Consider the following 20231-nt stretch of genomic DNA (forward strand, 5'->3'; position numbering starts at 1 on the left):
GCTCGACCGACGGGGGGGCCGCGACGGCGGCGGAGATCGCGGCGAGCCCGAGGACCAGGATCCCGCGGAGGCTCAGTTACCCGACTCCCACCACCGACAGGACGTCGAGCGCTCCCTGCACCTTGCCGAACGGGGCGGAGACCTGCACCCCCTGCACGAGGCCGCGCACCTCCTCGAGCGTCTCGCGGGCGATGGCGGTCCCCTCCTCCTTCGCCTTCCCCTCGGCCTCGGCGCGCTGCATCCGCTCCATGACCGCGTCGGGGACGACGACGCCGGGGACCTCGTTGCGCATGAACTCGGCGTTCCGCAGGGAGGCGAGCGGCCAGATCCCCGCGATGATCGGGATCTCGTGGTCCTTCACCGCCGCGAGGAACTTCGTGAGCTGCGCGGTGTCGAAGACCGGCTGGGTGATCGCGAACTCGGCCCCCGCCTCGACCTTGTACTTGAACCGCTTCAGCTCGAAGTCCATGTCGACCGCCCCGGGGTTCGCGCCGACGCCGACGTGGTACCCGGTGGGCTTGCCGATGGGGCTCCCGCCGAGGTCGAGGCCGTGGTTCAGGCGGGTGACCATGTTCGTCAGGCCGATGGCGTCGACGTCGAAGACGGCGGTGGCGTCGGGGTAGTCGCCGAGCTTGGGGGGATCGCCGGTGATGATCAATATGTTGCGCAGCCCCACGGCGTACATGCCGAGGAGATCCCCCTGCATGCCGATGAGGTTTCGATCGCGGCAGCAGTAGTGCAGGATCGACTCGATCCCCGCCTGCTGCTCCATCATGATGGCCAGGAACATCGCGCCCATGCGGGCCGCGGCGCGCGCGCCGTCGGGGACGTTGACGGCGTCGACCTTCTTCTCCCTGAGGAGCCTCCCGCTGTCGAGGACCTTCGCGGCCGAGATCCCTCTGGGCGGGTTCAGCTCCACCAGCGTGACGAAGGCGCCGTCGGCGATCTTCCGGGCCACGAGCGACTTCTCGCGCCGCGCGATCGGCTCGACGTCGAGGCGCTGCTCGCTCGGCACGAAGATCTGGACGTGACGCTGGGAGGGCCTCAGCATCCGCACCGACTTCACGATGGAGCGGATGTGGTCGGGGGTCGTCCCGCAGCAGCCCCCGACGATCTTCGCGCCGGCGACGATGAAGCGCTTCGCGTACGTCCCCATGTACTCGGGTGAGCAGAGGTACAGGTTGCGCCCGTCCACGTTGCGCGGCGTGCCGGCGTTCGGCTGCGCGACGAGCGGCTTTTCCGTCGCCCGGGCGATGCGCTCGACGGCCGCGAGCATCGCGTGCGGCCCGACCGAGCAGTTCACGCCGACGACGTCGGCCCCCCACGCGTCGAGCCTCGAGGCGAAGACCTCCGGCTCGGTGCCGTACAGCGACGTGCCGTCCTCCTCCAGCGTCATCTGCGCGACGATCGGCAGATCGCACAGCGATCGGATCGCGAGGATCGCCTGGTGCATCTCGTTCAGGTCCGACATCGTCTCGATGCTGAAAAGGTCGACGCCGCCGTCGATGAGGCCGCGCGCCTGCTCGAGGAAGGCGGCGCGCGCCTCGTCGACCGAGGTCGGCCCCCAGGGCTCGATCTTGATCCCGAGCGGCCCGATGGAGCCGGCCACGTAGCCGTCCTCGCCGGCGACGTCGCGGGCGACGTGGGCGCCGGCCCGGTTGATCTCGCGCGACTTCTCCGCGAAGCCGTGCGCGTTCAGCTTGATGGGGTTGGCGCCGAAGGTGTTCGTCTCGAGAACGTCGGCGCCGGCCTTCCGGTACGCGCGGTGGACGTCCCTCACGAGATCGGGATTGCTGAGGTTGAGCTCGTCGAAGCACCGGTTGATGAAGATGCCGCGCGCGTAGAGCTCGGTGCCCATCGCGCCGTCGAAGACGACGAGGGTGTCGGTGAGGGTGTCGCGGAAGGGTTTTCGCATGGGGTCCGGGGAGTATAATGACGCGCCCTGTGGCGCTTCAACTTCTCACACGGTGAGCCATGCCGCGCAACGTCGTCCTCCCGCGCCCTTTCCTGAAATGGGCCGGGGGCAAGACCCAGCTTCTCGACCGGTTCGAGCCCCTCTACCCGCGCGGCCCGATCTCGCGGTACGTCGAGCCGTTCGTCGGGAGCGGGGCGGTCTTCTTTCACGTCGCCCGGACGCTCCGCCCCGGCAGCATCGTTCTCGCGGATGGGAACGAGGAGCTCATCAACGCCTACGAGGTGATCCAGCGGGACGTCGAGCGGCTGATCCGGGCGCTCGCGAAGCACAAGCGGGATCACGGCGAGGATCACTACTACGAAGTGCGGGAGCAGTCCCCCTCGGCGCTCGGCACCGTGGCCCGGGCGGCCCGCCTCATCTATCTCAACAAGACGTGCTTCAACGGACTCTACCGCGTGAACAGCCGGGGAGAGTTCAACGTGCCGATGGGCCGCTACACCGATCCGCCGATTCTCGACGAGCCCAACCTGCGCGCCGTGGCCCGAGCGCTCTCCGGGGTCACCCTGAAGGTCGCCCATTTTCGAGAGACCGTGACCTACGCGAAGAAGGGGGATTTCATCTACTTCGATCCACCCTACGACCCGGTCTCCGCCACGGCGTACTTCACGGCCTACGCCGTCAACGGCCAGCGGAGTCACTTCTCGATCGCCGATCAGGAGGAGCTGGCGAGCGTCGGCGCGACCCTGGCCGCGCGCGGGTGCCGGGTGATGCTGAGCAACAGCGACACGCCGCGCATCAGGAAAATCTACGGCTCCGGATCGCGGTGGCGCACCGTCCCGATCACGGCGCGGCGCAACATCAACTCGAGGGCGGACAGGCGGGGCTCGGTCCGGGAGCTGGTGATCCTCGGCTACGACACCCAGGTGATGGAACAAAGGCCGCTCAGCCGCGCGCGTCGATCGGCGGCCACCGGGCGCCCGGCGTAGGAGTTCGGGATGGCGGGGACGAGGACGGCGCTCAAGCACGCCGCGGAGCTGCAGTCGGCCGTCGTCGAGCTCGCGCGCCGGCTGGAGCTCGACGTCCGCGAGGAGGTGCGTGTCGGGCGGCGGCTCTGGGGCAGCGAGCGGAAGATCGATGTCGTCGTGACGCAGAGGGAGAGCCGCCGCAGCCTCGGGCTCGAGTGCAAGTTCCAGGCGGTCGGCGGCTCCGCGGAGGAGAAGATCCCCTCGACGATCGCCGACATCGGCGCATGGCCCATCCCCGGACTGGTCGTCTTCTCGGGGGACGGCTTCTCGTCGAACATGCGCTCGTACCTGGTCTCCACCGGGAAGGCCGTCGATCTCGAAGACCTCGAGTCCTGGCTTCGGCTCTTCTTCGGAATCGACTGACGGGAGGTTGACGAGGATGCCCACCATCGACTGGCGGTATCACCGGAACGGGTGAGTGAGCTGCGGCAGGACGCAGGAGTTTCTTGCGAAGAGGAAGATCGAGTCGAGGGAGCTTCGGGACGCGAAGAAGCAGACCATCGGCGGGAGCGAGGCGCTGAAGCTCGTGCTCGAGATGGACGAGATCTACGTCGCGAAGGGATCCAAGCTCGTGCACATCGACGTGAAGAAGGATCGGCCGGACGCGGCCACGTTGAAGGCGCTGGTCATCGGCCCCACGGGCAACCTCCGCGCGCCGTGCGTGAGGATCGGGAGGACGATGCTCATCGGCTTCAGCGAGGAGGCGTACCTCAAGGTGCTTGCCTGAGGTTTCGGTCCGCCATACCTTGAGCCCGTGCGACGAGGAGCGACGATGAGGCGAGATGTTGCGACATTCGGGATATTCCGCGCCGTCGGCATCCTCGCGATCGCGGGTCTCGCCGCCGGCGCCGCCCGCGCCGACCAGGGCGAGCCCCCCACCTCGGGCGCCGGCGAGAGGTACTTCTACAACCGGACCGTCGGCCCCGGGAAGGTTGCCTGCGCGGACTGCCACACGATCGAAGACCCCGCGAAGGGGGCGATGGACGACCTCGTCCGCGCCGGCCACTCCCTCTTCGACGCCTTCGCGCGCGGCTCGTGGTGGAACGGCCACGTGACGACCGACTCCGGAGAGGCGGCCGAGGTCTGCCACCACCGCTTCCAGGGAGGCGAGGAGATCGACAGCCGATCGCGGACCAGCCTCGTCATGCTCATGAAGGACCACTCGACCCCCGTCTCGAGCCCCATCACGGTGCTGCGCGTGCCGCCGGGCCGGACGCCGGTCAACTCCGGGGACGCCGCCAGGGGGAAGGATCTCTTCCGGCGGGCCTGCGCCGTCTGCCACGAGGCGACCGGCCCGAACGGCGGCGGGAGCCTCGCGGCGTCGTCGAAGACGCCGCGGGAGATCGCCGACGTCGTTCGAACGGGGCAGGGACGGATGCCTCTCTTCCAGGGCGACGTCCTGTCGGACGACCAGGTGGCCGACATCGCCGCGTACGCCTTCTCCCTCCAGCCCCCCGCGAAACAGCCGTAGTCCGGTAAGTCCGGACGATCGGTGTTGTCCTGACACCCTTCTCGCGGTAGTTTTCGCCGTGCCGTGGGGGGGAGTTGTGCCCCGACGGCGATCGAACTCCCCGCTCACGGAAGCGCCCTTGAGAGAAAACCCAGGTTCCAGCGCGCCCCCGTCTCGCCTTCGGGACTGGATTCCCGTCCTCCTGACGGGGCTGGCGCTCCTCCATCCGGAGGTCGGCTTCGGCGCGTCGTGCACCGGGATCTCGCCGGCGTCCTCGGCGCAGCTGGACGCCGTCGTGATCGCGACGGGGCTCCCCCGCCCGCTCTTCGTGACGTCCATCCCGGGCGACAACTCGCGGATTTTCGTCCTCGAGCAGGGAGGGCGGATCCGCGTCCTGCGGGGGGCGTCGCTCCTCCCCACACCGTTTCTCGACATCACGTCGATCACGGCCTCTCCGGACAACGGAGGCTTTGGAGAGCAGGGCCTGCTCGGGCTCGCCTTCGATCCGGCCTACGCGACCAACGGCTGGTTCTACGTGTACTACACGCCCATCTCGGGCGGGCGCAACATCGTGGCCCGCTACACGCGATCGGCCCTCGACCCGGACATCGCGGACCCGAACAGCGGCGTCGAGGTGCTCTCGATCACCCACCCGGGCGGCTTTCACAACGCCGGCATGCTGGCCTTCGGGCCCGCCGACGGATTGCTCTACGTCGGCGTCGGCGACGGCGGGGATTACTGCGATCGGGTCGGCAACGCGCAGAACGGCGCCACCGACATGGGGAAGATCCTGAGGGTGGACGCGCGCCACGTCCCCGCGACGATCCCTCCGTCGAACCCCTTCGTCGGCCCCGACGGCGTGAACGACGAGATCTGGGCCCTGGGGCTTCGGAACCCGTGGCGGTTCTCCTTCGACCCGCTGACCTTCGACCTCTACCTCGGCGACGTCGGACAGGCCTCCCGCGAGGAGATCGATTTCCGGCCGGCCGGGAGCCCCGGAGGTGAGAACTACGGCTGGAACAGCTACGAGGGATCGGTGTGCCCGAACCCATCCTGCGGGAGCGCCAGCTGCTCCGTGCCGTCGTACGAGCCCCCGGTGCTCGACTACGATCACACGAACGGCTGTGCCGTCGTCGCGGGGTACGTCTACCGCGGATGCCGCATGCCGGATCTCGCCGGCACATTCTTCTACGGGGACCTCTGCTCCGCCTTCGTCCGCACGTTTCAGATCTCGGGAGGGACGGCGGTGAACCTCCGCGATCGGACGGCGGAGCTCGTCCCCAACGGGGGCGCTCCCATCGCGTGGATCACGTCGTTCGGCACAGACGCCCGCGGAGAGATCTACGTCGTCGACGGCGGCCTCGGGAACGGCAACATCGGGACGATCTACAAGATCGTCCCGGCACTCCCGGAGATCGAGGTCTCCGGGGTCGGCGCCAAACAGCTCTCCGTGAGCGCGTCCGGTTGGTCCTGGGAGAACGTGACCGCGATGTCGTCGCAGCCGATCTCGGAGTACCGCGTGTACCGGGCGAGCGCGCCTTCAGGACCGTTCGAGTGCGTCCACGCGGGCACGGAGTTCAGCTGGGCCGGCGGCGACTCCGCCGCACCCGCGCCCGGGCACGCGTTCTACTACGTCGTGATCGGGGTCAACGCATCGGGGGAGGAGACGAACTCGGGGTGGGGAACGAACGGCAGCCCGCGGTCTCTCTCGGGCGCCGCCTGCCCTCCTTGACGCGCGTCACCGACCTCTTCGCTCATCGAGCCCGGTCGAGCCAGCTCCGGGCGAGCCGCAGCTGGGCGGCCTGGCCTCCGGTGCGGATCAGCACCCGCGTGAACAGAAAACCCTGGAACGCGATCATCCCCGCGATCGCCGCGACGGGCGACCAGTACGCGAGCGCGCGATCGATCGGGATGAAGGCGAGCACGGCGCCGATTTGAAGAACGAGGCATCCCAGCTCGATCCCGAAGAAGGCCCCCGGCCGTGCCCGCGCGAGCGCCACGGGAAGGCCGAGCAGCTCGCGCAGGGACGCCCCGGGGCGCAGCACCGCGTGGGCCCGCGCGTACTCGAAGACCACCGAGACCATCTGGAAGCAGCCGGCGAAGGCAAGAGCCCGCGCGATCGTGAGCGCGACGCCGAGCCGCTCGTCGGCGACCCCCTCGAGCAGGGTGTCGAGGAGCGACACCGCGAGGACGTTGAGCAGCTGGTGGATCAGCCAGTACAGGGGCAGCGAGAGGGAGAGGAGGAGAACGAACCGAGCGAAGTGCCGGGCCGACTCGCGCAGGAAGCTCTGCACGGAGAGCGGTCCCGGGGAGGCCGAGCGCCATTCGGGGGTGGCGCCGCGGTAGAAGGGATCCGGGAGCGGCTCGAAGGAGAGCGCCGGGTGGGGCCCGATCTTCAGCGCCTCGAGGAGGCCGCCCGCGAAGAACGCCGACGTCACGGCCATGAGGATCCCCGCCGCGCTCAGCATCCCCGCGCTCGCTCCGAAGAGGGCCGACTCGGAGACGCCGAGATCCGTCCACCACCGGTAATCGAACTCGCGCCCGATGCGGGAGGCATCGGGCTGATGGCTGAGCGAGGCGTCGATCGCCCCGTAGAGGGGGAAGAGAATCAGCGCGGCGAGCGCGAGGTTGGCGATCGCGATGAGGAGGATGTTGCGGCGCACCGCCCATCCCGCGCGCAGGCCGCCGCGGAGGGCCGCGACGGCGGTCAGCCCCTCATCCGTCGGGGCCGCCGGCGGACGGGCGGCCCCGGGCGTGGCAGGCGGCGGCGACTTGAGGATCGGGAGCGACGGGGCGCCCGGGGTCGTCACGTCACTCATGCGTCACGCCATCCCGGAGTAGAAGTAGAGGACCGACTGGCCCCACGAGACGAGCCGCGTCCACCACTTGAGGGCCGGCCAGGGGTCGCCCTTCACGGTTCGCGCGTTGTTGTTGAAGTCGGCGTCGAGCGCGACGGCGGCGTCGGGATCGATCCGCACGGAGACGAGGGCCTCGGGACCCGCCTCGGAGACCTTCAGCCAGCGGTAGGAGCCATCCCACACGCGCGTCTCGGTCTTCCCCGAGGCGAAGGTGAGCTGGTACCGGACGGGAACGCGCACGTCCCCGAGACGCCTCAGGACGAACTCGTTCCGGAACCCATCGGCGGACGGCGCGGCGGACCGCGCCTCGCCGATCGAGACGGTTTTCCTCGACGCGGGCGGACCGAAGACTCCGGCCCCGGCTTTCGGCCGCTCGCTCGAGACCGACGCCACCGCGTAGTCGAGCACGCCGCTGCCGTGCACGGTCTGGTCGAAGTACGCCGAGAGATCGGTTCCCGACACCTCGCTCGCCGTCCTCAGGAAGTCGGCGGTCGACGGGTGCCTGAACCGGAAGCGCTCGTGGTAGATCCTCATGACGCGGGCGACGGTGTCGGGGCCGAGGATCGCCTCGAGAGTCCTGAGCGTGAGGGCCGTCTTCGAGTAGGAGTTGTTGGCGTACGATTCCTCGTCGAGGAACTCCCATGCGTTGCGCACGAGCTCGTCCTTCGTCGGCCCTCCCTTGAGATACCGCATGCGCCGCTCGAGCGGATCGCGCACGGCGACGTCGCCGGGGGAGTGGACGAGCGGCAGATCGCGGAAGGCGTTCAGCAGGGAATCGTTCGAGGCTCCCGTGAAGCGAAGGCCCAGGAACCGGGTCACCGGATCCCCTTCCGGACCGGGGTTCCGCGAGGAGGGATCCGGGTCCTTCGGCAGATCGAGCAGCGCCATCCTCACCAGCGGGACTCCCGCGACCTCGACGATCTCGTGGTTCGGGCCGAAGACCTTCTCCATCACCTTGCCGGTGGAGTAGGTGTTGAACCCCTCGTCGAGCCACGCCTCCTCGAACTCGTTGTTGGCGACCATCGCGTACCAGAACTGGTGGCCGAACTCGTGGACCGTCACCCCCTCGGGGGACTGGCGCCCCGTGGGCGCGAGGTAGCTCGCGCCGGCGGTGATGAAGGTCGGGTACTCCATTCCCCCGGCGCCGCGGGCCCCGTACGCGGGGTCGACGACGGTGAGCGTCCGGTACGGGTAGCGCCCGTACCAGTACCCGAAGTACTTGATCCCGGCGAAGGCGGCCTTGAAGTGCCGATCGACGAGCGCGGCGTGCTCGGGCTGCGCGAGGAGCGTCACCTCGACGTCGCTGAGCCGCAGATCCTCCGGGACGCCGGAGAGATCCGACGCCCCCGCCGGGGGAATCGCGCGCGCGTCGAGGCCGAGAATGCGGGCCATCCGCCTCTCCTCCCCGGGGTCGCGCTCGGCGGCGTACCGGAACGTGCGCGTCACCTTCAGGTACCGCGGCTCAGCTGTCCACGCGAAGTCGTGGATGTCCGTCTCCGCGAAATGGTACGTCGTCGTGTCCCCCGCCACCCGCGGGCTCTCCGTCTCTTTGCCTGTCGCACCGACGACGAACGGCGACGGGACCGTCAGCGTCACGTCGAACGAGCCGAAATCCGCGTAGAACTCGCCCGAGGCGTGGAACTGGTGGCAGTTCCATCCGGAGGCGACGCGCCCCCGGAACCCCGCCGGCTCGTAAACCCCCAGCTTCGGGAACCACTGCCCCACGAGATAGAAGTCGCCCTTGTACCCGGTGCGGGCGAAGACGCGCGGAAGGCGCGAGTCGAACGCCGCCTCGAACGTCACCTCGCCCCCCGGCGGCACCGGCGCGGGAAGCGGCACGATGAGGACCGTCTCATCCTCGGCGTTCTCGTCGTCGGGGTGGATGAAAGCCGCGCCGGCGAGGAGATCGGCGCCCGACGCGAGCTTCAGCGACGTCAGATCGATGAAGCCCCAGCCGCCGTCGCGCGCGCGGAAGCCGCGGTGGCGCCCCTTCGACTCCTTCATGAACGTGCTGCGCTCGTTCTTGAAGGCGTTCAGGTAGAGGTGAAGACGGAGATCGCCCACGCTCTCCGCGGAGAGGTTGCGCCACGTGACCGACTCGCGGCCGTGGACCGTCCGGCTCGGGTGATCGAGCGACGCCTCGATGCGGTACGAGACCACGCGCTCGCTCGACCGCGGCAGCGCGGCGCGGGCGGAGGAGATGGTGCCCACGAGAGCAGCCGTGAGCGCGAGCAGGCCGGCGATGACGTTGCGAGGTGTCACGAATTCTCCGTTCGGGGGCCCCCTCCCCGGCGCGGCTCGCGGCGGCGGACTCTCCCGCGCGCGCCGTCGAGGGGGAGGAGACTACACCATCCGTCCGGCGCCCGCGCGGGGGCGGGACGGATCCGGAAACCTCTGTTATATTCCCGTCCTCTGTGACGCGGCGGAGGTGTCGCCGCGACGCACCCGCTGGGGAATCGATGCTCTGCCTCAAGTGTTCCACGCCGAATCCCGACACCAGCCGCTTCTGCGCGACGTGCGGCGAGATCCTCCACGCCGACGACGACTCGGCGACGGGGAGCGGTGTCACCAAGGGATTCCTCCCCCCCACCGGGATCGGCGTCGTCACGCACGCGCTGATGCCGGGGACGATCCTCAACGATCGCTACCGCATCATCACCACGATCGGCTCCGGCGGCATGGGGATGGTCTACAAGGCCGTCGATCTCCAGCTCGAGGTCCCCGTCGCGCTGAAGGTCATCCGCCCCGAGTACGCGAGCGACGACAAGATCCTCGAGCGGTTCAAGAAGGAAATCACGATCGCGCGGAAGGTCACGCACAAGAACGTCGCGCGCATCTACGACCTCGGCGAGTCCTCGGGCCTCAAGTACATCTCGATGGAGTTCATCGAGGGGCAGGACCTCGCGCACATCATCGAGCACGAGGCCCCTCTCGCCATCGAGAAGGTCGTCTCCATCCTGAGGCAGTGCTGCGCCGCCCTCGCGGAGGCCCACTCGATGGGGGTCGTCCACCGCGATCTCAAGCCGCACAACGTGATGATCGACGCGCACGGCGACGTGCACCTCATGGACTTCGGAATCGCGCTCGCGCAGGAGACGCGCGGCCTCACGCGCACCGGCGCCATCATCGGGACGCCGGAGTACATGTCCCCGGAGCAGGCCGAGGGGAAGAAGGTCGATCACAGGGCCGACATCTACTCGCTCGGGATCACCATCTACGAGGCGCTCACCGGCATCGTCCCCTTCTCGGGGACCACGCAGTGGGAGGTGATCCGGAAGCAGATCCAGGATCGGCCGCGCCCGCTCAAGAAGCTGAGGGCCGAGACCCCGTCGTGGATCGAGACGCTCGTCATCAAGTGCATGGAGAAGGACCCGGGGCTGAGGTACCAGTCGATCGAGGAAATCGTGAGGGACCTCGATCGGCAGAAGGCGACGCGCGGCGTGAGGGCGTACGCCCCGAAGAAGCGGACCGTGGGCCTCACCATCGGGGCCGTCGCCCTGGTCCTCGCGGCGGCCGGCGTGACGCTGCTGGTGAGGCCGCGCGGGATCGTGGTCGGCCCCGGGGGGCGCACGTCGATCGCCGTCCTCCCGTTCGAGAACCAGACCGGGCGGACCGATCTCGACTGGCTGCGGACCGGCATCGCCGAGAACCTCTCCACCGACATGGCGCAGTCGAAGTACTTCCGCATCCTCACGCGCGAGCGCCTCGGGCAGATCCTCAAGGACTTCGGCAAGGAGCTGACGGGGCCGATCGACGGCGAGACGCTCGCCCGCGTCGCGGACTACGGCGGCGTCCAGGCGGTGGTCACGGGGTCGTTCGTGCGCGGGGGCGGCGACGCGCTGCGCATCAACCTGCGCGTCCAGGACCCGAAGTCCGGCGAGGGGATCGGCAGCTCGGTGGTGACGGGGACCGAGGGCGAGGTCCTCGCGATGATCGACCAGCTCACGCTCAAGACCAAGGAGCTCCTCAATTTCTCGCAGGAGAAGATCGCGACCGACGTCGACACGACCATCGCCTCGGCCCGAACGTCGTCGGTCGAGGCGGCGAGCCTGTACCAGCAGGGCGTCGACCTGATCGACCAGGGGCGCAATCTCGAGGCGATCAAGCCGCTCGAGCAGGCCACCGGGAAGGACGCCGATTTCGCGCTCGCGTACGCGAGGCTCTCGCAGGCCTACCGGGCGCTCGGCTACGACGACAAGGCCAGGACCGCCGGCGAGGCGGCCCTCTCGAAGGTGCTCAAGGCGATCGATCGCGTGACCCCCGCCGACCGGGCGTTCATCCGCGCGGCCCACGCCGCGGCCGCGCACAACGGCCAGGAGGCGATCGAGGCGTACGAGGAGATGGCGAAGGCCGATCCGTTCGATGCCACGGCGGCGTTCAGCCTCGGCCAGGCCCACGAGGTGATCGGCACCTACGACAAGGCGGAGGTCCACTACCGGAAAGCCCTCGAGATCGATCCGAAGTACACCCCTGCGCTGATGGCCGTCGGCCGCATCAAGATTCGCACCGGGCACCCGGATGAGAGCTTCTCCGAATTCCGGAAGGCGATCGAGGTGTACCGCAAGGTCGGGAGCAAGGAGGGGGAAGCGTCCGGGTACCAGGCCATCTGCGAGGCGAACCTCGGCCTGCGTCGGTGGGAGGAGGCGCTCACCTACTGCAACAAGTCCGCATCGATCAAGGAAACCATCGGCGACAAGCGCGGCCTCGCCGTCAGCCTCGCGAGCACGGCGTACATCCACCAGGTCTCGGGGCGCCTCGACGAGGCCCTGAGGACGCAGCAGAGGGCGCTCGACATCAGCCGCGAGATCGGCGACACCGCGGGGACCGCGCTGGTCCTCACGACCCTGGGCAGCATCCTCGAGGACCGTGGGGCTCTCCCCGACGCCCTCAAAGCGCGGGAAGAGGCCCTTGGACTCTCGAGGCAGGTCGGGCGCCAGGCGGACGAAGGGGAGATTCTTCAAGCCCTGGGCTCGCTCCGCATCCAAGTGGGCGACCTCGCGCAGGCGGAGAAGGATCTCGACGGTGCGGCGGCCATCTACGCTCGCCTCGGCATCGCCGAGGGGACCGCTCAGGTCGTCTCGGACCAGGGGATGCTCGCCCTCGCGCGCGCCGAGATCGCGAGGGCCGACGATCTCCTCGGCCGCGCGATGTCGCAGTGGCGCTCGCTCGAGTCGGAAGAGGGCGTCTCCGAGACCCAGTACCGCCTCGCCCTCGTCGCGCTGAGGCGCGGTCTTTACGGCACCGCGCGCAAGCTCGCGAGCCAGGCCCTCGCCGATTACGAGAAAGCGGGAGATCGGCTCAACGTCGCACGCATCCAGCTCGCGATCGGGGTAATCTCGCTCCGCGCGGGTGACCCCGAGCGCGCAGCCGTCTCGCTGGACGCCGCGCTCGCCTCCGCGCGCACCGTCGGCAACCCGATCCTGCGCGCGGACGCCGAGGCGGCGCGTGCCGAAACGGCGCTGGCGTCGGGGAACCCGGCCGCGGCGGAGCCCCTCACGCAGTCCGTCTGCGCGCGCGCCGAGACGGGGCGCCTCGCGAGGCTCTCATTCGCCTGCGCCATGTCGCGCGGCGCCTCCGCAATCGCGGCGCGCAATAAGGCGCTCGCTGCATCGCTCTCGGCCGACGCTCTCCAGCGCGCCACGGAGACCGGCCGACCGATCGACACGCTGGACGCAACGCTGCTGCGCCTGCGAGCCCAGGCCTTGACCGCGGACCCGGCCGCGGCGGCGGCAGCGGGGATCACGGCCCTCGATCGCGCGGCCGCAGCCGGAGCGGGTGACGCCGTCCTGCGGGGAGCTCCGGCCGTGGGTCACATCCTCGCGTCGGGAGCGAGAGCGGATATCCCGCCGGGTATCGGTGCGGCCCTGGCCGCGGCGCTCGACGCGACCCGCAAGGACCTGCCGCCCGACGAGGTTGCAGGATTCCTCAAGCACGGCATGGACGCCGACGGGTGCCGCCAGTTCGCGCAGCATCTGCGGAAGCAGGGGCGCGCGGCCGACGCCGACCGGATCGAATCCCTCCTCAAGCCGTAGGCCCCCCGACGCGCCCTCCCTGAAACACGAAGGGCGCCGCCCGCCGGCATCCCGGCGAACGGCGCCCCCGAAATCCGAGCGACGCTTCGTCTCTTACAGCAGGGTGAGAGTGAAGATCAGCGTCGAGGCCTTCGCCTCGAGCTTGCCGGCGATGTTGCCGCCGGGCACGTTCGAGTTGTTGGGGATCGTCGTGCCGCTCCCCGCCAGGACGAAATTGATGAAGTTCTTCAGGCCGAGGATCGCGGCCGGCTTGTCCCCGGCGTTGATCGCGGCGTTCACGCTGAAGACCATGTTTCGGAGTGTCGACAGCGTCGTCGCGTCGATGTACTTCTCGGCGTCCGACCCCGGGCCCAGCAGCCCGATGAGCGCGTTGATCTTGTTCTTGATGATCGTGTTGTTCGAGAGGGAGTCGTCGGCGATGAGGAACTCGGAGAACCCAGGAATGCGGCTGCGCGGGTCTCCCGGAACCGGGATAATCGTAACATCCTCCCAACCGGCGTCCTTCGGCGGCGGGCAGACCGCGCGGAAGATGTGAGCGTTCGGGTCCGAGCTCTGGCTGTTCGTGTCGACGGTGTCGGTGAAGACCGCCGTCGTCTCGATGCGAATGACCGCGAAGTGGTTGTCCCCGGCCGGTACATTGAACCGCGACGGGATCGGCGTCCCGCAGGGGGACAGGCGGACACCGGGCGGGAGATCCGTTCTGGTGATCGTCGTGTTACCGCCGACGATGACGTTCCCGAACACCAGCTTGATGTTTGCGTCGGGGAACTGGAGAACGAGGCCGTTGCCTACGGGAGTGTTCCCCGGGGGTGTGTCGGTGGCGGGAGTCTGCGAACTGGTCAGCGCCATCAGCGAAAGCGCGCACGCAACGGCAAGAACGGAGTTCCTGAGCTTCATCTTGTTCTTCTCCAATGGGTCCGGCACACCGAGGCAGGCGACCAGCCGGTGCGAGGGAAGGTTGTCGCGGACCAGACAGTCCCCGAATTATACGCCGGAACGCCCGAATGGCAAGGCGAATCCGGACGGTCAAGCGAATCGGGAAACCCGGGAGTGTGGGCTTCCTCCCGGGCTGTGATACAATCGCCCGCGTGCTCGTCGAGCGCGCCGCGCGGAGAACTCACTCCTCGGGACCCGAGGCAGGAAACTACCCGTCTATGACCCACAAGGAGTTCATCTCCTACTTCCATCCCGAACTCTTCATTGCCGATCTCGAGGCCACGAGCAAGGACAGTGCGATCGAGGAAGTCGTGGCGCACCTCGTGGAGAGGCGCCAGATCCGGAGCGGAACGGTCGTCGTCGAGGCGCTCAAGAAACGGGAGAGCCTCGGCAGCACCGGCATCGGCAAGTCTCTCGCGATCCCTCACGGGCGCACGACGGTGACGGGAAAACTCACCGTCGCCTACGCCCGGTCGGTGGCGGGAATCTCCTGGGAGTCGATCGACCACAAGCCGGTGCACTTCATCTTCCTCATCCTGGCGCCGCACCAGGAGAAGGACAACCACTACCTCCCCCTGCTCGGCAAGATCGTCGAGTTCGCGCGGGACGCCGGCGTGCGCAAGAAGCTCCTCAAGGTCGAAACGCACGAAGAGCTCATGGGGGTCCTCGAAGGAGCCCGGACGGCCTCATGACCTCACGACTCGAGCAGATCATCATCCTCCAGGACCTCGACCTCATGATCCGCGAGATGAGCGATCACGCCACGACCTCCCAGCTCCGCAAGATCGGATTCGAGCTCGACGAGGTGGCGACGCTCCGCGAGACGCGCGCCGAAATCGCCACGAAGATCGATCGCGATCTGCTGAACACGTACGATCGCCTGATGAAGCGATACCCTCGCGCGGTCGCTCCGGTGCGCAGCGGCGTGTGCCTCGCATGTTTCATCAAGCAGCCCACGCAGCTCTCCGCGTCGGATCTCGAGAAGGTGCGGTTCTGCGAGCAGTGCAAGCGCATCCTCTACGCCATCTGACCGCCGAGCCGGCATGGCGCGCCGCAGGGCCTCTTGACACACTCGACGGGCATCCTTTATCGTAACTTCCGGCGTAACGAGGAGATGCGTGCCCTCTGCCCCGGGCCCGGCACTCCGTGCCGTAACGCTGATGTGGCGCCGTACGCGGGGGGTTGGCTGCATTCTTCCCGGTGAGGTGATGAGATGAACAAGGCGGACCTGGTGGAGAGGATTTTCGCCGAGCAGGGGCCAAAGGTCTCCAAGGCTCAGGCGGGTCGGGCGCTGGATTCGGTCATCAGCGGTATCACGGCGGCTTTGAAGAGAGGCGAGCGGGTCACCATCTCGGGATTCGGGACGTTCGCGGCCTCCAAGCGCCGCGCGCGCGTCGGCCGGAACCCGCAGACGGGAGCCCCGATCAACATACCTGCGCGCACCGTGGCCCGCTTCACGCCGGGCAAGGAACTGCGCCACGATTTAGAGAAGACCTGAACCGGGCCCCGCGGCGCCGCGCGCTGCGGGTGACCCCGCGAGATCCCTGGATTCCAAGGAGCGGGAGACCGCTCCTTTTTCTTTTCGGACGCCGGAAACCGATGAGCCCATCGTTTCGCTCGAAGCTCGTCCCATGGGTCGCCGCAGTCTTCGTCGTGGCGCTGGTCTCGGCCGCATCCTCCGCCGACACACCGTCGCTGTATCCGTGGGAGGGGAAGCGCCTCGACTCGGTGGCCCGCCCCGCCTCGGTCCTCGGCTACGAGCCGGGCACCCGCCTCGTCGATCACGCCGACACGCTCCGTTACTTCGACGCGCTCGCCGCCTCGTCGGATCGCGTCCGCCTGTTCGGCTATGCGCGATCGCACGAGGGGAGAATCCTGAGGTACGCGGTCGTCTCCTCGGCGGCCAACCTCGCGCGGCTCGAGGAATACCGCACGGCGATGGGGCGCCTCGCCGATCCCCGCGGGCTCGATGCCGCGGAGGCCGCAGAGATCATCCGGCGCACGCCAGCCTTCGTCTGGCTCGCCTACGCCGTCCACGGGAACGAGCACTCGTCCACCGAGGCGGCCCTTTCCGTCGCGTACCACCTCGCGTCGGCCGACGACGAGCGCACGCGGGTCCTCCTCGACGGCGCGATCGTGTTCATCGATCCGATACAGAATCCCGACGGCCGCGATCGCTTCATCCGCTCGTACCGCGAGGCCGCGGGCGTTGCGCCCGTCACCGACCCGGCCGCCGCGGAGCACGACGAGCCCTGGCCTTCGGGCCGCTTCAACCACGATCTCTTCGACATGAACCGCGACTGGTTCTTCGAGACGCAGCCCGAGGTGCGCGGCAGGATTGCCGCGTTCCTCGCGTGGCGCCCGCTCATCTACGTGGACTTCCACGAGATGGGAACGGACCAGTCCTATTACTTCCCGCCCCCGGCGCGCCCGTTCAACCCCAACGTCGCCGAGAGCGCGTCGAAGTGGTTCCGGCTGATCGGCGAGGTGAACGCGCGCACCTTCGACGCGCTCGGGTTCGACTACTTCACGCGCGAGGTCTTCGATCTCTTCTACCCCGGCTACGGCGACTCGTGGCCGACGCTCAGCGGGGCCATCGGCATGACGTACGAGGTCGGCGGCGCGCAGGGGCTCGCGATCGAGAGGAAGGACGGATCCATCCTCACGCTCAGGGACGCGATGCGCCGCCACATCGCGTCGAGCCTGGCCACCGTCGAGATGGCGGCCGCGCGGCGCGAGGAGCTGCTGCGCGACTACGCGGCCACGCGGCGCGCCGCCATCGAAGACTCGGGCCCCGTGAAGTCGTTCGTCGTCTCCGCCGAGCCCGACCCCGCGGGGGCGGCGCGGCTCGCGAATCTCCTCGCCTCCCAGGGGATCGACGTGGGGCTGGCGAAGGAGCCCTTCTCGACGCGCGTCACGCGCGGCGAGGGGGATGCGGCCGACGTGAAGTCGTTCCCGGCGGGAAGCCTCCTCGTCCCCCTGGCGCAGCCCGGCCGGCGTCTGGCGAGCGCCCTCTTCGAGCGCGACGTCGCCATCGAGGAGTCGGTCCTCAAGGACGCCGTCGAGAGGCGGCGTCTTCACGGAGATCCTCCGTTCTACGACTCGACGGCCTGGTCCCTTCCCCTGGCGATGAACCTTAAGTCCTACGAGGCGACCGAAACGCCGCGTGTCTCCCGGTCCTCGCTCACGCCCGCCCCCTCCCGGGGGCTCCCCGGACACGGGGTGCCCCCCGCCGGGCTCGACCCGTGGCCGCCGCCGATCGCCCGGACGATCGACGCGGGCGGAGCGGCGGCGGCTCCCGCCGAGGCGGGGTTCGCGTACCTTCTCCCCCCGGCCGGCAATGGGACTCTCGCGGCCTTCGCGTCGCTCGTCGCGCGCGACGACCTCGTGGTGGAGGTGGCGGCCAAATCGTTCACGGTCGGCGGCCGCTCGTATCCTCCCGGAACGTCGGTGCTCAAGGTCCGCCGCAACCCGCCGAACCTGGGCACGATCATCGCGGAGGCGACGCGGACGTTCGGGGCGCCCTTCGGGACGACGTCGTCGGGGCTGGTCGACGCGGGAGTCGATCTCGGCAGCGCGTCCGTCGTCCGCGTGAAGATGCCGCGCATCGCGACGATCTACGGCGAGCCGGCGTCGCCCACCTCGGCCGGATGGGTTCAGTTCGTCCTCCGCGAGCAGTACGGTCTGAAGATCGCGCCGATCCGCGCGCGGACGCTCGTCACCCAGGCGGACCTGCGGCGGTACGACGTCATCATCCTGCCCGACGGGAGCGCCGCAGGGTATCGCGAGGCGTTCGGGAAGGACGGCGTGGCGCTGCTGCGCAACTGGATGGAGGCGGGCGGCACGATGATCACCTTCAAGGGGGCCTCGGCCTTCGCCGTCTCGAAGGGGACCGCGTGGGTCTCCTCGAAACAGGTCCGCCAGCCTCGCTCCGCGCCGATCGTCCCGGCCGGCGCCCCCGAGCCGGCCCCGGCTCCCTCCCCGGCCCCCGCCGCTCACGCGGAGGCCGACCCCAACGGCCCGGACGCCGACGCGGGCGACGAGGAGAGTCCTGCTTTCGTCCCCGGCGCGATTCTCAGAGTCGTCCTGGAGCCGTCGCACCCGCTCGCCTTCGGCTACGACGCCGAGGTCCCCGCGATGATCAGCTCGAGCCTCGTCTTCTCCCTCGCGCGGGACGGCGTCAACGTCGGGGTCTTCGCGGCGAAGGAGAGGCTGAGGCTCGGCGGCTTCATGTGGAAGGAGTCGATCGATCTCCTCGCGGGCAAGCCCTTCGTGATCGCCGAGAGACGCGGGCGCGGTACGGCCGTGCTCTTCGCCGACGACCCGGACTACCGGGGAGGGTGGGACGGCCTCAACCGCATGCTCCTGAACGCCGTCCTCCTGGTTCCGGCGTTCGACAACTGACCGGAGGCGGTGGCTCGCCCTGAATTCGTGGGGTATGATCCGCACACGGCCACCCCCCGCCTCGATCGGAGAGCGCGTCTTGAGCCTGAAATCCGCCCTGTCCGCCACGTTTCGCGGTTCCCGTCGCTGGTACTTCCTGAGCGCGCTCGCGCTGATCGGCGCGGGGTGGCTCTGGTTCGGCTCCGGAAACGGCGCGGAGACGGACAACTACCTCACGGCCACGTCGGACCGCGGCGTCATCCGGAACTCGGTGGCCGCGACCGGCACCATCCAGGCGGTCCTCACCGTCCAGGTCGGGAGCCAGGTCAGCGGGCGCATCGCGACCCTGAGCGCCGACTTCAACTCCGTCGTGAGGAAGGGGCAGGTCCTCGCGACGATCGACCCTGCGAATTTCGACGCGCAGCTCGAGCAGGTCCGCGCCGACCTCAACAACACGCGCGCCGGCGTCGGCACCGCCCAGGCGCAGGTCTCGACGCAGCAGGCCGACCTCGCGGCGGCGAAGGTCGCCGCCCGCGACGCCGGGGCGGCGCTCACGCGGGCCAACGAGCTGAAGTCCGACGGCATCGTCTCCACGCGCGATCTCGAGATCGCGCAGGCGACGTTCGATCAGGCCACGGCGCGCGTCGAGCAGGCGCAGGCCCAGGTGCAGGCGTCGCTCGCGGCGCTCGAGCAGTCGAAGGCCCGCGTCGAGCAGTCGCGGGCCTCGGTGAGGCTCGCCGAGGTGAACCGCGTCTACACCGTCATCACCTCGCCCGTCGACGGCGTGGTCATCTCCCGCAGCGTCGACGTGGGGCAGACCGTCGCGGCCAGCCTGTCCGCCCCCGTGCTCTTCTCGATCGCGAACGACCTCACGAAGATGCAGGTCGTCGCCAACGTGGACGAGGCGGACATCGGGTCGATCACCGGCGACTCGCGCGTCGGCTTCACCGTCGACGCCTTCCCGGGGGAGATGTTCAGCGGGGCGCTCAACCAGATCCGGCTCAATCCCCAGACGCAGCAGAACGTCGTCACGTACAGCGTCATCATCGACTTCCCCAACCCCGAGCTGAAGCTTCGCCCCGGGATGACGGCGAACACCACCTTCACCATCGCCGAGCGCGCCGACGCGCTCCGGATCCCGAACTCCTCGCTGCGGTTCTGGCCCGACGACGTGCCGCGCGAGAAGGAGCGCGAGATGCTCGCGAAGGCCGCCGGCGAGCCCGCGCCCCCGGCCGCGGTCCCGGCCGCCGGCGCCGCGGAGGGCGCAGGGGGCGGCGGCACGTGGGACGGGAAACGCGGCGCGTTCCGGCGCGGCCCCCCGGCGACGACGCCGGCGGACATCCAGGGTGGCGTCATCCGCTTCCCCGCCGGCCGGAAGTCGATCCCGCGGTCGCGCATCGTGTGGGTGCTGGCGGCCCCCGGCAAGGCGGAGCCCCGCGTCGTGAGGGTCGGCATCTCCGACGGAAGCTTCACGGAGGTGGTCGACGGCCAGCTCAAGGCGGGCGAGCCCGTCGTCATCGGCCGGAACGTCGGCCCCGAGTCCGCGCAGGCGCAGGGAAGGTCGCCGTTCGGATCGGCGATGGGCCCCATGGGCCCGCGCGGCGGAAGACCGGGCCGGTAGGGCGCCCATGG

Annotated in this window: 15 protein-coding genes; 11 read left to right on the forward strand and 4 right to left on the reverse strand. The window is 69.3% G+C overall.

The genetic code is table 11. The annotated features are described in order from the left end of the window. Nucleotides 1-76 precede the first annotated feature (76 nt). Nucleotides 77-1915 (reverse strand): bifunctional homocysteine S-methyltransferase/methylenetetrahydrofolate reductase, encoded by a 1839-nt coding sequence (locus HY049_07440; GenBank protein MBI3448732.1) that lies wholly within the window; start codon nt 1913-1915, stop codon nt 77-79. 59 nt (nt 1916-1974) lie between these two features. Between HY049_07440 and HY049_07445 the strand changes: the two genes are divergently transcribed. The 5 genes from HY049_07445 (at nt 1975) to HY049_07465 (ending at nt 6122) form a co-directional block, all read left to right on the forward strand. Next, nucleotides 1975-2901, forward strand: a complete 927-nt coding sequence (locus tag HY049_07445) for a DNA adenine methylase (GenBank protein ID MBI3448733.1) — start codon at nt 1975-1977, stop codon at nt 2899-2901. A gap of 9 nt (nt 2902-2910) precedes the next feature. Continuing rightward, complete coding sequence (locus HY049_07450; protein ID MBI3448734.1) at nt 2911-3303, forward strand: hypothetical protein; 393 nt, start codon at nt 2911-2913, stop codon at nt 3301-3303. Between the two features lie 55 nt (nt 3304-3358). Continuing rightward, nucleotides 3359-3667, forward strand: coding sequence for a hypothetical protein (locus HY049_07455; GenBank protein MBI3448735.1), 309 nt, complete (start codon nt 3359-3361; stop codon nt 3665-3667). Nucleotides 3668-3712: 45 nt separating this feature from the next. After that, the gene (locus tag HY049_07460) at nt 3713-4411 is read left to right on the forward strand and encodes a c-type cytochrome (protein ID MBI3448736.1); all 699 of its coding nucleotides are present in this window, start codon (nt 3713-3715) and stop codon (nt 4409-4411) included. 118 nt (nt 4412-4529) lie between these two features. Next, nucleotides 4530-6122, forward strand: a complete 1593-nt coding sequence (locus HY049_07465) for a PQQ-dependent sugar dehydrogenase (GenBank protein MBI3448737.1) — start codon at nt 4530-4532, stop codon at nt 6120-6122. 22 nt (nt 6123-6144) lie between these two features. Here the strand turns inward: HY049_07465 and HY049_07470 are convergent, their stop codons facing one another. Both HY049_07470 and HY049_07475 read right to left on the reverse strand, forming a co-directional pair. Then, nucleotides 6145-7209 (reverse strand): hypothetical protein, encoded by a 1065-nt coding sequence (locus tag HY049_07470; GenBank protein ID MBI3448738.1) that lies wholly within the window; start codon nt 7207-7209, stop codon nt 6145-6147. Between the two features lie 3 nt (nt 7210-7212). Beyond that, nucleotides 7213-9252: a M1 family metallopeptidase gene (locus tag HY049_07475; GenBank protein ID MBI3448739.1), complete on the reverse strand. Its 2040-nt coding sequence runs from the start codon at nt 9250-9252 to the stop codon at nt 7213-7215. Nucleotides 9253-9707: 455 nt separating this feature from the next. Between HY049_07475 and HY049_07480 the strand changes: the two genes are divergently transcribed. Beyond that, on the forward strand, nt 9708-13280 hold the full coding sequence (locus tag HY049_07480; protein MBI3448740.1) for a protein kinase: 3573 nt from the start codon (nt 9708-9710) through the stop codon (nt 13278-13280). A 93-nt stretch (nt 13281-13373) separates the two neighbouring features. On the opposite strand, the gene HY049_07485 is transcribed toward HY049_07480, so the two are convergent. Next, nucleotides 13374-14177: a hypothetical protein gene (locus HY049_07485; GenBank protein ID MBI3448741.1), complete on the reverse strand. Its 804-nt coding sequence runs from the start codon at nt 14175-14177 to the stop codon at nt 13374-13376. 257 nt (nt 14178-14434) lie between these two features. Here HY049_07485 and HY049_07490 point away from each other — a divergent pair, with 257 nt between their 5' ends. The 5 genes from HY049_07490 (at nt 14435) to HY049_07510 (ending at nt 20220) form a co-directional block, all read left to right on the forward strand. After that, nucleotides 14435-14908, forward strand: coding sequence for a PTS sugar transporter subunit IIA (locus HY049_07490; protein ID MBI3448742.1), 474 nt, complete (start codon nt 14435-14437; stop codon nt 14906-14908). After that, nucleotides 14905-15246, forward strand: a complete 342-nt coding sequence (locus HY049_07495; protein MBI3448743.1) for a hypothetical protein — start codon at nt 14905-14907, stop codon at nt 15244-15246. Before HY049_07490 ends, HY049_07495 begins: the two co-directional genes overlap by 4 nt. Before the next feature lie 183 nt (nt 15247-15429). Next, nucleotides 15430-15714 (forward strand): HU family DNA-binding protein, encoded by a 285-nt coding sequence (locus HY049_07500; GenBank protein ID MBI3448744.1) that lies wholly within the window; start codon nt 15430-15432, stop codon nt 15712-15714. 101 nt (nt 15715-15815) lie between these two features. Beyond that, entirely contained in the window at nt 15816-18620 is a 2805-nt protein-coding gene (locus HY049_07505; protein ID MBI3448745.1) for a hypothetical protein, read from the forward strand. Between the two features lie 79 nt (nt 18621-18699). Beyond that, nucleotides 18700-20220, forward strand: a complete 1521-nt coding sequence (locus HY049_07510; GenBank protein ID MBI3448746.1) for an efflux RND transporter periplasmic adaptor subunit — start codon at nt 18700-18702, stop codon at nt 20218-20220. Nucleotides 20221-20231: the final 11 nt, after the last annotated feature.

This window comes from Acidobacteriota bacterium, from assembly GCA_016195325.1.
Classification (GTDB): domain Bacteria; phylum Acidobacteriota; class Polarisedimenticolia; order JACPZX01; family JACPZX01; genus JACPZX01.

Coding starts and splice junctions, on each gene's coding strand:
- HY049_07450 (MBI3448734.1), top strand. CDS start 2,911: ATGGCGGGGACGAGGACGGCGCTCAAGCACGCCGCGGAGCTGCAGTCG.
- HY049_07500 (MBI3448744.1), top strand. CDS start 15,430: ATGAACAAGGCGGACCTGGTGGAGAGGATTTTCGCCGAGCAGGGGCCA.
- HY049_07460 (MBI3448736.1), top strand. CDS start 3,713: ATGAGGCGAGATGTTGCGACATTCGGGATATTCCGCGCCGTCGGCATC.
- HY049_07470 (MBI3448738.1), bottom strand. CDS start 7,209: ATGAGTGACGTGACGACCCCGGGCGCCCCGTCGCTCCCGATCCTCAAG.
- HY049_07495 (MBI3448743.1), top strand. CDS start 14,905: ATGACCTCACGACTCGAGCAGATCATCATCCTCCAGGACCTCGACCTC.
- HY049_07440 (MBI3448732.1), bottom strand. CDS start 1,915: ATGCGAAAACCCTTCCGCGACACCCTCACCGACACCCTCGTCGTCTTC.
- HY049_07505 (MBI3448745.1), top strand. CDS start 15,816: ATGAGCCCATCGTTTCGCTCGAAGCTCGTCCCATGGGTCGCCGCAGTC.
- HY049_07485 (MBI3448741.1), bottom strand. CDS start 14,177: ATGAAGCTCAGGAACTCCGTTCTTGCCGTTGCGTGCGCGCTTTCGCTG.
- HY049_07490 (MBI3448742.1), top strand. CDS start 14,435: ATGACCCACAAGGAGTTCATCTCCTACTTCCATCCCGAACTCTTCATT.
- HY049_07480 (MBI3448740.1), top strand. CDS start 9,708: ATGCTCTGCCTCAAGTGTTCCACGCCGAATCCCGACACCAGCCGCTTC.
- HY049_07445 (MBI3448733.1), top strand. CDS start 1,975: ATGCCGCGCAACGTCGTCCTCCCGCGCCCTTTCCTGAAATGGGCCGGG.
- HY049_07475 (MBI3448739.1), bottom strand. CDS start 9,252: ATGAAGGAGTCGAAGGGGCGCCACCGCGGCTTCCGCGCGCGCGACGGC.